The following is a 12,560-nucleotide window of genomic DNA, read 5'->3' as shown; positions in this document are numbered from 1 at the left end:
ATTGCGTGAGCGCCGCAGGCCCGGTGTCCGCCGCCCGGCCGGCCGTTGCCGCCAGGCGGCGGACACCTGTTCTCGTCAGGCGCTGCGAAGCCGCCGGTAGCGCAGGTGCGAACGACGGGTTGCCGCCAGCAGCACGCAGACCGCCGCTGCGGCGAGTTCGTACGCCTCGGGCCGCAGGACCAGCACGACTCCCAGGACAGGGGCCGCGATGAACGCCCCTACCTGCATCATGACTTCCTTGTCACGCAGATCGCGGGTTTCAACCGCGGCCTGGTGCGGGATGTTACGGTCGGACCGCTTGGGCCAGTGCCGATCCAGTGGCTGGCCGAAGCCGGAGATTCGGTCGGGGAGCATTCCAACTCCTTGGTCGAAGAGAAGAGTTGAGTTGGGCCCCGGTCTGGTATGCCGCCGTGCCGGGGCTCACTCGTTGCGTGGTGGGGACGCTACATGCTCACTCAAACGAATGCCTACCGCTACGGTACGTAAATGACATCGCTGCGGTATCCGACCGCACCGCACGTGCATAACGGTCAACACCGCACACACAGCGATCAGATCCGGTCCCCACGCCTCCCCGAACGCCCAGCTCTTCGCCAGGACAACACAACCAGCCTCAAGACACGGTCACCCCGCCAGCCCCACACGCCGTGGCGTCCACTCCGGCCCGGCCCCTTGAAAGGATCCGGCCCCGCCCGAGCGGCCCCACCCCACATTGCGCCCCGGCCCACCCGGACGGCTTCACCGCACCGGACATGACCTCATGAACCTCCCTGCACCAGCAGCCGCCCCACCCCCGACACATCAGGCCGCGGAGCCGAGCCCGTCCGCCCGCACAGGCCGACCGAAACACACAAGCCGGCTGCACAAACGGTGGTGAGCCGACAGGAACGGTGCCGGTCGCGTTGCTGCAGCCGAGACGAAGCGATCGATGACAGCCGCACGGCGATAGCGACAGCGACCGGTGAAGGTCCTCGCCGACGACCGGCACACAGGCAGGGACCGGTGAAAGTCACCTCACTCACCCGGCGCCAGGTGTCGCGCCGTGTCGAGCAGCGCCTCGGACCCGGCGGGCAGGTCCACGACGTCACGCCGGCTTGGACGCCACCCACCTGCGACACGCTCGGCCTCCCCCGGCCGCCGGCATCCACCTTGCCTGGCTCATCTTCCGGCTCCGTGACCCCGTCCGAGATCCTTCGTCAAGGAATCTGGTAGCCACACGCGAGGGCCTTGCGGATCTCACTGGCGGGGTCGGTCTCGTGGTACGGCCGCTCGCTGATCTCAATGTGGTCCAGGAATTCCTGATACCGCACCGCGTACGCGAAGTGGAACAGGGGCTCGACCAGCTCCAGCGCGCGTACCGGCGCCGACCCGGGCGCGTGCTCCCGCCACGCCCGCGTCCACACCTCGGCGATCTGCGTCCACCGGTCCTCGTCCACGAACTGACGCGGGCGCAGTCCGTCCAGGGCCGGGTGGCCGAACGCGGAGTCGGCGTAGTCCACGATCACCGTCCGAATGCCGTCAGAGCGCCAGTTGCCCGGGTGGAAGTCACCGTGGACCAAGGTGTTCGGCAGCGCGCAGAGCATCAGCTCCTCGACCAGCGCGGGCAGCCGCGCTGCGAGCGCGCGGGCGGCCGCCAGCTCTGTCTCCGTCAGCTGGTCCTCGGGTTGCCCCTCAGGCCCGTCGGCCCCGGTCTCGCGCAGCGTCCCCTGCTCCGCCGCGAGCCGATCGATCAGCGCGTTCACTTGGGCGACCAGCGTAGGCAGGGTGCGGTCCCGAAGCCCCGCCGCGGCGGCCCGGCCGCTCGCGGCCAAGGCCGCCTGGGCAGCCACCAGCCGGGGCACCACAGCGACGACCTGCTCGGCGGACGGGGACCAGAGGTCGTCACCAGGCACGTGGTCGAGCAGCAGCCGGCCGTGCTTCGTGTCGGAACCGATGACGGGAGGCACCAGCGTGGGGTCGACGGAGCCGAGCAGCGCGATCACCTCGCCCTCACGGGCGTTGAACGCGGGGTTGACCGTTTTCAACCAGGCTTCGCCGCCCTCGGCGGTCCGGAAGCGGAAGAGACCGGACAGGTTCCACGTCCGGACCTGTTCCGGTCTGTCGTCGGCCGGCCGGCCTGCTCGATCCAACGCCGCCTCTGCCCAGTCGAGTGCCTCCCGCAGCCCGGCAGAGGTGGCCCAGGCGGCCCGGCGCTCGGCCGGACCGAGCAACGTGGCGACCTCGGGAGTGGCTTGACGCGGTGTCGCCCCAGCCGGTAGCTCCAGCGCCTCGACGTGGTAAACCACGTGCCCGCCGTACCCGCTGCTGCCGTCGCTAGGCGCGAACGCGAGCCGGAGCACCACGACAGGCACCCCCAGCTCCTCCGACACCCGCTCCACAACGGGCGCGGCTGACGACCACCACCCCCCGTTCACCTGGTACGGGCCCAGCAACCCGAAGTACTGGCCCCCGTAGGTGAGGTGGATCCCGACCGTACGGCCGCCCGTCTGTCGCATCCGGGCAATGTCCCGCGTCCCGCACCGTCCGCGCGACCCGTTTTCCGCCCCGCCGACCGGCCCTGCGGCACGACCGTGACGACCGGAACCTTGACACGCCCGTCCGCGTCCCGCCGATCACGCAGCTTGAGCGGCACCTGCACCACACGGGCAGGCACGCAAGCCTTGCCACGCCGACCCCCGGGTGGATGTAGGGCTGCGTGCGACGCCGCGCCTGGGCGGCTGCCGGTCGGATCTGGGCGTCGTCACCTGAGGCAGGCCCGAATGCGGCTCGCAGCCGCCCGTGGTATCGGGGCTGGGTCTGCTGCGCCATTGGTCGCGGCAGGCGCAGGACGATCACGGCGGTGTCGTCGGTGAGGCCGGCTGGGGGTGAGGCCGGCTGGGGGGTGAGGTCTTGCGGGAGCGAGTCGGCGAGGGTCCGGAGGAGGTGAGGGAGCCGCGGACGTTCAGGGCACCAATCGCGCCACAACCCCGTTCGGGCTGTCTGCCTCAACCGATCAGCCGTGCTCAGGAAGCACTGTGCGGGTCGGGCATGCAGCGTGTCCCCATGAACACACAACAGGACACCCAGGTGAGTACGCGGGCGGGCCGGCGGAAGAAGCCCGGCCTGCCGCTACGTACATTCAGCGCCGTCTTCGTCATCGCAGTGGCCTCCGGGGCGATGACGGCGGTCCCGGCAGTGGCTGCGCCCCTCGACCGTCAGGAGGCTGCGAAGACAACGGTCGGCCATTCAAGTGCGCGTGGAGACAACGGCACCGACAACTGCATCCTCGCCATCGGGCTCCCTCTCTGCCTGGGTTGAAACCCCGGCGATGTTCCTGCGCTCAGGGGAAGTGTGCCGTGCTGAGTGGGCTCCGTCGTCGACTTGGCTGCCCGCCGCATCGCCCCATGTCCCTCAGAGGTAACGCCTGCACCAGCGTGACGTTCCCGCCGGCTGTCGTGGGCCGGTCCGCCGCGGGACCGACGAGCAGCCCTCGCACCTTGTCGCCGGTCCCGCGGCGGGCGGGCGCGCCGCAGTGCCGGCGATCCGACCGGCGCTGCAAGGCCCGGCCGCCCGGCCGCCCGGCTTCGCAGCTGGTGGCGGGAGGAGTGATCAGGACAGATGGACCGGCAAGGAGCGGTGGCCGTTGGAGATGAAGGAGTCGACCGGCTCCAACTCCTCGCTCCCGACGGCGAGTCGCAGCCCTGGGAAGCGGTCGAACAGAGCGGGGAGGGCGACCCGCGCTTCGAGCCGTCCCAACGGGGCGCCCAGGCAGAAGTGCACGCCGTACCCGAAGGACAGGTGCTCCTTGTCGAGGCGGGTGACATCGAAGGCGGCGGCGTCGGGACCGTACTTCTGCGGGTGCCGCCCGGCGGCGGCGTACGCGGCGAGGATCGCCTCGCCCTTGCCGATCACCACGCCGTCCGGGCCACCGAACCGGCTCATCTCCAGGTCCTCGACGGCGTACCGGAGCGGCAGGCTGGCCACCGGCGCCTCCACGCGCAAAGCCTCTTCGACCACGTCCTCCCAGGAGGCGCGGCCGGCCCGGACGTGCGCCAGCTGGACCGGGTGGGCGAGCAGCAGGTGGATGGCGTTGTCGATGAGGTTGACCGTGGTCTCGTGCCCGGCGCTGACCATGAGCACCAGGGTGTCGAGCAGTTCCTGCTCGGTGAGCCGGGTGTGGCTCTCGTCGTCGTGCGCGGCGATGAGCGCGGTGGTCAGGTCGTCTCCTGGGGACCGCCGCTTGAGAGCCACCAGTTCACGCAGCGCGGCGTAGAACCGTGTGTAGACGTCGGTGACTTCCTCAGGGGTGGCGGAGGTGTGGAAGACGCCGTCCACGACGGCGCGCAGCTCAGCGCCCTGCTCCTCCGGCAGCCCGAAGAGCTCGCTGATCACCCTGATCGGCAGCGGATAACAGAACCGCTCACGCAGATCCACGACTTGGCCACGCCGTCGGGACTCCTCCAGCGGCTCCAGCAGGTTCTTGGTGATCTCCTCGATACGGGGCTGCAGCGCAGCAGTGCGCCGGGCGGTGAACGCCTTGGAGACGAGGGAGCGCAGCCGCTTGTGCTCGCCGCCGTACGCCGTGAACATGTTCTGGACCGCGACCCAGGTGAACAGCGGCCACTCCGGCGAGACACCGCCGTCGATCCACCGGGCCCAGTGCCGGCGCGGGTCCTTGGAAACCCGTGGGTCGGTGAGCAGGCGCTTGAGCAGCTCGGGGTCACTGACGGCCCACGTCTGCACACCGTCGGGCAGTTCGACAAGGGTCACCGGTCCGCGCTCGCGGATACGGGCGGCCTCGCCGTGGATATCACGACCGGTCGGATCGATGATTAAAGGGCTGGACTGTCCGGGTTGGCCCATCACTGTCTCTCCCATGCTCGTACGTGGATACGAACCGTGAACCTACTCCGGCGAAGTGTTGCGCCACGAGACCGCCGGCGGCCTGCTGCGCACCGTCACAACCCCTCCGCGGTGCGGCGAAGTCCGCCACCGGTAACCGCTTCGGGTCGGGGGCCGCCGGACAGCGCCCGACCCCGCTGGTGCCCCGACAGGCAGCGTTCGCCCCGTCGCGACGCCCGGCACGCGCCCTCGCCGCCCCGGGCACATGCCCAAGTACTCCAGTACGAGGGCCGTCGGCGAGCGCATGAGGCCTTCCAGATCATCACGCGACGCCTCTCGATGCGGCACTAGAGCGAGATGCGGAGGTCCACCACGGAGCCGGTGGTGTCGACCGGCGTCGCGTCCAGTTTCTCCAGTACGTGCAGCATCGGCTTGTTGCACGCCGCCACCGCGGCGGCCAGCGTGTGGTGCCCCTCGCGACGGGCGACGGCGGCCGCGTGTTCGGCCAGCGCGGTACCGAGCCCCCTGTCCTGCCACGCGTCCTCGACCAGGATCGCCAGTTCTCCCACCCCTTGCTCATCGGTGCGCATGAGGTTGGTCATCGCGATGATGTGATCCGTACGCCCGGTCGGAGTGGTCACCAGCGTCGTGCCGCGCTCAGGATTGGACAGCTGGCGCCATTCGGCTGGTGAGAGCCCGGACTTACCCACGTGGTATCGCAGGGCTCGACTGCGGAGGGAGCAACGGTGGTGCAGTTCCTGGACCGGTGCCAGGTCGGCGGTGGCCGCCTTCCGGGTCCGGGTGGCCGTGCCGTCGGTCAGTGTGATCGAGTGTGCGGCGTCTCGACGCCTTGCGTCGGACATACGTGGTTCTCCCTACGATTGCGATCGTGACTTTTGTACCGCGGGTACCGGGACGCGAGTACGACCTCGCTACCGCAGAAGTCTTTTGCTGACTTAGAGCCGACTCAAGAGGGCTTCACGTCAATTCGGCCACGCTGAGCTCATGTTGAATAACGCATAGAAAACGGAAAAATGAGTGAGCCGTACCCGTCGCGGCCCACAAATGCCGTGCATCGCTCACACCATGACCCAACAATTTGCATAGGCGATCATTCAACATCGCCAGCAGGGCAGGAAGACGAGTGGCCCGTGCTTAGCGGAGTGACCGACTTCCACGCGGCAGGGGAACAGCTCTCGCCCCGACAGTGCGGTTCTGCAGGGGGCGGCCGTCGAGACAGGCCACGACCAGGAGGGAGTGGGCTCGCTCATGTCCCCTCCCCCGACCGTTCGTACGCGCTTCCGCCACTAGCACGATGACGACTCACGCCGAAGTCGCGCTGCGCCTCGGGCCCCGGTAGCCGATCGGCCGAACCTCCAGGCGCAGCCCTGTTGCACGGATCTGTGTCCGGATCTCGTTCTCCATGAAAGCGACGTCGTCGTCACCAGCACTGTCGCCGGTCGCGGCCGCGCCTCTGCGCTCGGTTCCCTCACTCGACGGACCACGCTGTTGCCAGCGAACGGCCTCAGCACGTCCAACGCCGTGCCACCGATGGTCTGCTGTTCGCCGATTGGCGTGTCCACGCAAGAGCAGCAAGGCGCGCGAACGGACACGAACAGATGGACCGCTGACCCTGGGCGCCGCGCCCACCGCCTCGGTGCCAGGAGAAGATCTGCACCTGGTCGATGTCGCCGACGTCAAGGTTCGGCTCGCCGCGGGAGCGGATCGCAGGACGACTGCGTCCATGTCAGCGTCCTCTGAGGCGACATGGGCGTGGCGGCCCGGTCGACGCGGCGTATGCGTCCACGGCTCCGGTCGGTGCTGCGGGAACGGACCGGACGGTGCCGGAGACTCCCCGTCGACCGAATCCCGGAGCGGGAACAGCGAGTCCCAGCCGATTCCATGAGCGTCGCCGTCCACATCCACACGGCCATACACAATGGGCGCCGTCATGCGCGTCGGCCCGGACCGGCCGCGCACGAGGGCGAACTCAGCGGATGGGGATTTCGATGAAATCGAGACTGGTCTGGGGTACTGCCGGGGCCGCCGTCGCCGCCCTGGCGGCGCGGGCGGTGGCCGCCGGGATAGGACGTCAGCCGGATCCCGTACCCCGCGAAGTGCTGCGCCGTGAGCCCGAGGGCGACCAAGTGTTCCTTTCCCGGCCCGACGGGACGGTGTTACGCGCCGTCGTCGCCGGTGAAGGGCCTTCCGTGGTGTTGGCCCACGGTTACGGTGTCTCGCTCCTGGAGTGGAACATGGTGCAGGCCACCCTTGTGGCACGCGGTTACCGTGTCATCGTCTTCGACCAGCGCGGCCACGAGGGCTCCACCTGCGGTGCGGACGGCATCGGCTCCGGCCCGATGGCACAGGACTGCCTGGCGGTCCTGGAGCATTTCGGCGTGGAGGACGGAGTCCTGGTCGGGCATTCCATGGGCGGGTTCGTCGCACTTCGGGCCGTGCTCGATCACCCCGGCGTCGCCCGGCGGCTGCGCGGTCTGGTGCTGTTCGCGACCTGGGCGGGCCGCATCTACGACGGAGCACCGCACAACCGGCTGCAGATCCCGCTGCTGGAGACGGGCATCCTCCAGCAGTTGGCACGCACCCGGACCGGCGGAATCCTCTTCGGAGCCGCCCAGTGCGGAAAGCGCCCCTCGCCAGCCATGATCGACGTCTTCCTCGACGTCTTCCTCCGCCAGGACCATGCCTTGCTCCTGCCGATCGTCCGGGCCTTCGCGCGCGAGAACCGCTATCCGCGGCTGCCCGAGATCACGGTTCCCACCGTCGTCATGGTCGGCTCGGCCGACCGCAGCACACCGCCGAGCCACGCCCGGCGCCTCACCGCGGGGATACCGGGCGCCCGTCTGGTCATCGTGCCGGACGCCGGACACATGCTCAACTGGGAGAATCCCCAAGCCCTGGTGGAGGCCGTCGTCTCCCTGCACGAGGCCGATCGAGCGGGCTGACGCCCCCTCGACAATGGCTGAGAGCGCGGTGTGCTTCCCGTGCCGTTACCGCTTGGGTGAAAGGAACGGTCAACCGGGTGGGGCGAGGGGGCACAGGTGTACGACTACATCATCGTGGGCGCCGGATCGGCCGGCTGCGTGCTGGCGAACCGGCTCACCGAGGACGGGAGCGCGCACGTTCTGCTGATCGAGGCGGGGCCCGTCGACGATGCCGCGGAGATCCGCGTTCCGGCGGCGTTCAGCCAGCTCTTCCAGACGAAGTACGACTGGAGTTACCTCAGCGAGTGTGAACCGGGGCTGGACGGCCGCCGTCGCTATCTGCCCCGTGGCCGCATGCTCGGCGGCTGCTCCTCGATGAACGCGATGATCTACGTACGCGGCAATCGCCGCGACTACGACGCCTGGGCGGCAGGCGGCGCAGACGGTTGGGGCTGGCAGGACGTCCTGCCGTACTTCCTTCAGGCCGAGGACTTCACGGGCCCCACGTCACCGTGGCACGCCACCGGCGGGCCGCTCACGGTCAGTCAAGGCCGCTCCCGGCATCCGTTGATGGACGCCTACGTGGCGGCGGCACAGGAAGCCGGCCACCCCTTCACCAGCGATTTCAACGGCCCGGAACAGGACGGCGTCGGCTACTACCACCTCACTCAGCGCGCCGGCCTGCGCTGCAGCACGGCCGACGCATACCTGCGGCCGGCCCTGTCCCGGCCGAACCTGGAGGTGCTGACCGGCGCCGAGTGCACCCGCGTGCTGCTCGAGGGCGACCGTGCGACCGGCATCGAGGTGGATCGCGGCGGCGAACTGCTGCGCCTGTACGCCGAACGCGAGGTCGTGCTGTCGGCCGGTGCGTACAACTCTCCGCAGCTGCTCATGCTCTCCGGCATCGGCCCGGGCGGCGACCTGGCGGCCTGTGGCATCACGCCGCGCGTCGACCTCCCTGTCGGGGAGAACCTGCAGGATCATCCGCATGTCGGTCTGTGCTTTCTCACCGACACCGAGTCGCTGTTCACCGCCGAGACGCCGGACAACGTCAGCCTGTTGGAGAGCGAGGGGCGAGGACCACTCAGCTCCAACGTCGGCGAGGCCGGCGGGTTTCACCGCTCTCGTCAGGGCCTCGACGCCCCTGACATCCAGGTGCACGCCACACCGGTGATGTTCCATGACGAGGGCCTCAGCCCCGTGACCGACCACGCGTTCATGTTCGGTGCGGTCCTGCTCGCTCCGACGAGCCGGGGCAAGGTCTCCCTGCGCTCGGCGCTCCCCAGCGCCAAGCCCCGCATTCTGCACAACTACCTGACCACCGAGGAAGATCGTCTCACGATGATCCGAGCCCTGCGGATGCTGCTCGACATCGCCGACCAGCCCAGCCTGGCCAAGCACCGCCGTGCCGACTTCCGCGTACCGCGCTCCACGGACGACGCCGGTTTGCTCGCCTTCGCCCGGCGTGAGCTGCAGACCCTCTATCACCCGGCGGGCACGTGCTCCATCGGGCCCGTCGTGGACGCCCGGCTCAGGGTGCACGGCACAAGCGGCCTGCGGGTGGTGGACGCCTCGGTGATGCCCACCGTGGTGCGGGGCAACACCAACGCCCCCACGATCATGATTGCGGAAAAGGCCGCAGACATGATCCGCGGTCTGCCGGCACCGGTGTGACGGCAGCGTCATACGGATTGACCCGGCGTTCTTGGCCAAGGCGTCCCACGGCGCCATGTCCGGAACTGGCCGCAGTCGACAGCCGGCCATCGTGCATCGACCGCGCGGGCTGCGCAGCGCGGTCCGCATCTCCTACGGGTGTTCCTCGTGGCTGATCGGCGCCGCCGACCGGGGGCCGACCGGCTACGCGCCGCGGCCGGTCGAAGCGCATGAGTCCCCTCCTGCGCGAGCGCGGCAACCAGGCGCAGCCCGTGTCGAGCAGCCTCCGCGGGTGAGCGCCCGGCCGTGCTCGGCCGAAGGGGAGATCTGCTCGTGCAGCAGCCACTCGTCCGTGCGGAAGGGACCCAGGAACCACAGCGATTGCTCCCTCTGCCTCACCGCCCCTGCTGCGGCCTGACCGCCCTGCCGGACACCGCGCCGAAGCGTGCGCCGCAACGACGCCGCCGTCCGTGGCGGACGTACGCCACCACCCCGCCCCTGCCCCTCGACGGACCCACTGAACCACCCACTGAACCACCCACTGAACCGCTTCCACGGCCGCACAACGGGCGTGGATGTGCGATGCTGCGTCGCGCGGACGCGACAGGGCCTTCAAGACAACTGTTCTGAGGTGCTCCCTGGACGGTCGGGCCGGAGGTGGGCTTGCCCGGCGCCGCCGTGCGCGCAGCCGAGGAAGCGCAAGGGGGCGTCCGTCATGTCGGCTTGGAGCGCGGATCCAGGTCGAGTGTGGCGCAGGTCACGGGAAGTCGGTGCGCGGTGCCGGACAGCTCATTGAGGTGAGCACTCATATGCGTACCCGGGTACGGGCCGGGGATCCGAGCGCGTTCGCCGAACTCTTCGACACCTACGCCCGCGCGGTCTACAACCATGCCTTCCGGCTGACCGCCGACTGGTCCACGGCCGAGGACGTGATGGCCGCGACCTTCATGGAGGCATGGCGGCTGCGCGACAAGGTCGATGCGGAGGGCGGTTCCCTGCGGCCCTGGCTGCTGGGCATCGCCACCAACACCGCGCGCAACCAGTACCGGAGCAACCGCCGGTACCGGGCCGCCGCGCAGGCCGCCGCGGCCGCCGAACTCGCCGTCCCCGACCACGCCGAGGAGGTGGCGGACAGGCTCGACGGTCGGCAGCGCCTCGCAGCGGCGCTCACCGCCCTCGCCTCGCTGCGCCGACCGGAGCGCGAGGTCATCGCGCTCTGCCTGGGAGAGGGCCTGGACTACGAGACCGCGGCGCAGGCGCTGGGCATTCCGGCCGGCACCGTGGCCTCCCGGCTCTCCCGCGCCCGCAAGAAGCTGCGCAAGCTGGCCGAGGCCGACCGGGGCGGTTCTCAACCGGCAGCGCGTGGTTCTCAACCGGCAGCGCACACAAGGCAGTTGAGGAGCCCTACAGCAACGGCGCTCGAAAGAAATCTCGAAGAAAGTCTCGTGAAACGGGAAGGCGGCCGCCCCGACCGACAGACAAGAGGCGATCACGCACACGCGATCCGGCCCGCACAGGAAGGAAACCGATGAACGCGAACACGTCCCGGCAGAACGCTGCCGAGCGGGAAGAGGGCGCCCAGCTCTTCGACCGGACGACGCGCGACTTGCCGTCGGGCCGCCACCAGTTCCACAAGGAGCGCATGATGGCCCGGATTTACGAGACCCAGCAGGCAGAGCACACGGGTGTGGGGGCGGAGACGGTGGCCCCCGCGAAGGATCGGCGGTTCCGTCTGCCGCGTCCGGCGATCACCTTGCCCGCGCTGGCCGCCGCCGTGGCCGTGGCGGTCGTCGCCGGTGTGGTGGCGTCCGGCGGTGAGGCCGGGGACGGCGGTGTCGCCACAGGACCGGCCCTGACCACCACCGTGGGCGTCGCGTCCGCCAAGGGCGTCCCGCAGCTGCTCGACCAGATCGCGCTGGCTGCGGCCGAGGTGGAGCAGCCGGCCGTCAAGCCCGGCCAGTACATCTACATCGAGTCCAAGACTGCCGAGAGCTTCGTGAGGACCGTCGGCGACACCAGCACCCTGGCCAGCCACGAGCTCCACACCCGCCAGGTGTGGGAGTCCCCGGACGGCACCAAGGGCTGGCTGATCGACCCTGCCGTCAACGACGACCCCGAGGGCGAGACCCTGAGCCTGCCCGACGAGCAGGGCAACATCCCGAAGGCGAACCTGAACGCCCCGTCATACGACTACCTGGCCAAGCTGACCATGGACCCCGACGCTCTCCTCGCCAAGATCTACAAGGAGACCGAGGGGCAGGGCAACACCCCCGACCAGCAGGCGTTCACCACCATCGGTGACCTGCTCGGCGAGAGCTACCCGCCCGCAAAGCTGTACCCGGCTCTCTTCAAGGCCGCCGCGAAGATCCCGGGCGTCGTCGTGGTCGACGACGCGGTGGACGCGGCGGGCCGGCACGGTGTGGCAGTGGCCCGTCTCGACGAGTCCAGCGGTGTGCGCGAAGAGTGGATCTTCGACAGGAAGACGCACGTCTACCTGGGTGAGCGCACGGTTCAGGTGAGCGGGACCAGCGGTGAGAAGGGCCTGATCAAGCCCGGCACGGTCATCTTCACCAGCGCCATCATGAACCGCGCCATCGTCGATGGCATCAAGCAGACCCCGTCACAGGCCGGCTGACGTATCCGGTCCACGCAGCGATGACCGGTACCTCCGGTGAGACCACCGGAGGTACCGGGAACATGACGTTCAGCCGACCCCGGGGCTGTGGCTTCTTCCGGTCGATGACCCCGGACAGGGAGCGGACAGGGACCGGACAGCGAACGGGAGCGTGGTCCGCGGGGCCCGGCAGGCAGCCGTGGTCAGCCCGTCCGTACCGCACCGTGACGTTTGGGCGTGCAGATGCGCTGGATATTGCGGACCAGTCTGTGTGACGGCTGTGCCTGAGCCATGACAACGTGATCTGGGAGATGAGGGTGGTACCGCGTGCAGTACGTCATCGACGGTCGCTGACGAGACGTGCTCCTGCCGGGGCTCCTGTCCCTGCGGCGGCCGCGGTCAAGACGGCCAAGACACCGCGACGACGGCCGTTCACGCTGAGGCGGAGTGGACCGCAGCAGCAGACCTTCCCGTATCCGATCAAGTCCGTCATCGGTCCCTGACCGGCCTTACCTGCCCGCTGGCCGGGT

The 12,560-nt window shown here is 69.5% G+C and carries 9 protein-coding genes; 4 read left to right on the top strand and 5 right to left on the bottom strand.

The genetic code is table 11. The features are described from left to right. Window positions 1–75: 75 nt before the first annotated feature. The 4 genes from ACFYNL_RS36430 to ACFYNL_RS36415 all read right to left on the bottom strand — a co-directional run bounded on the left by ACFYNL_RS36430 (window position 76) and on the right by ACFYNL_RS36415 (window position 5,684). Window positions 76–354, bottom strand: coding sequence for a hypothetical protein (locus tag ACFYNL_RS36430; protein ID WP_388811572.1), 279 nt, complete (start codon window positions 352–354; stop codon window positions 76–78). 842 nt (window positions 355–1,196) lie between these two features. Then, on the bottom strand, window positions 1,197–2,495 hold the full coding sequence (locus tag ACFYNL_RS36425; RefSeq protein WP_388811570.1) for a phosphotransferase: 1,299 nt from the start codon (window positions 2,493–2,495) through the stop codon (window positions 1,197–1,199). Between the two features lie 1,093 nt (window positions 2,496–3,588). Further along, window positions 3,589–4,857, bottom strand: a complete 1,269-nt coding sequence (locus tag ACFYNL_RS36420; protein ID WP_388811568.1) for a cytochrome P450 — start codon at window positions 4,855–4,857, stop codon at window positions 3,589–3,591. Window positions 4,858–5,168: 311 nt separating this feature from the next. Next, window positions 5,169–5,684, bottom strand: a complete 516-nt coding sequence (locus ACFYNL_RS36415) for a GNAT family N-acetyltransferase (RefSeq protein ID WP_388811566.1) — start codon at window positions 5,682–5,684, stop codon at window positions 5,169–5,171. A 1,146-nt stretch (window positions 5,685–6,830) separates the two neighbouring features. Between ACFYNL_RS36415 and ACFYNL_RS36410 the strand changes: the two genes are divergently transcribed. Next, window positions 6,831–7,784: an alpha/beta fold hydrolase gene (locus ACFYNL_RS36410; RefSeq protein WP_388811564.1), complete on the top strand. Its 954-nt coding sequence runs from the start codon at window positions 6,831–6,833 to the stop codon at window positions 7,782–7,784. A 96-nt stretch (window positions 7,785–7,880) separates the two neighbouring features. Beyond that, window positions 7,881–9,437, top strand: a complete 1,557-nt coding sequence (locus ACFYNL_RS36405; RefSeq protein ID WP_388811561.1) for a GMC family oxidoreductase — start codon at window positions 7,881–7,883, stop codon at window positions 9,435–9,437. A 183-nt stretch (window positions 9,438–9,620) separates the two neighbouring features. On the opposite strand, the gene ACFYNL_RS36400 is transcribed toward ACFYNL_RS36405, so the two are convergent. Next, a complete protein-coding gene (locus tag ACFYNL_RS36400; protein ID WP_388811558.1) occupies window positions 9,621–9,815 on the bottom strand; it encodes a hypothetical protein in 195 nt (64 codons plus the stop codon). 410 nt (window positions 9,816–10,225) lie between these two features. Here ACFYNL_RS36400 and ACFYNL_RS36395 point away from each other — a divergent pair, with 410 nt between their 5' ends. Both ACFYNL_RS36395 and ACFYNL_RS36390 read left to right on the top strand, forming a co-directional pair. After that, complete coding sequence (locus tag ACFYNL_RS36395) at window positions 10,226–10,948, top strand: RNA polymerase sigma factor (RefSeq protein WP_388811555.1); 723 nt, start codon at window positions 10,226–10,228, stop codon at window positions 10,946–10,948. Further along, window positions 10,945–12,051 carry a CU044_5270 family protein gene (locus ACFYNL_RS36390; RefSeq protein WP_388811552.1) on the top strand — a complete coding sequence of 369 codons (1,107 nt, stop codon included), beginning with the start codon at window positions 10,945–10,947 and terminating at the stop codon, window positions 12,049–12,051. The genes ACFYNL_RS36395 and ACFYNL_RS36390 overlap by 4 nt, the downstream gene beginning before the upstream one ends. Window positions 12,052–12,560: the final 509 nt, after the last annotated feature.

This window comes from Streptomyces sp. NPDC007808 (assembly GCF_042868655.1).
Classification (GTDB): domain Bacteria; phylum Actinomycetota; class Actinomycetes; order Streptomycetales; family Streptomycetaceae; genus Streptomyces.
This window is presented reverse-complemented; position numbering and strand designations above follow the sequence as displayed.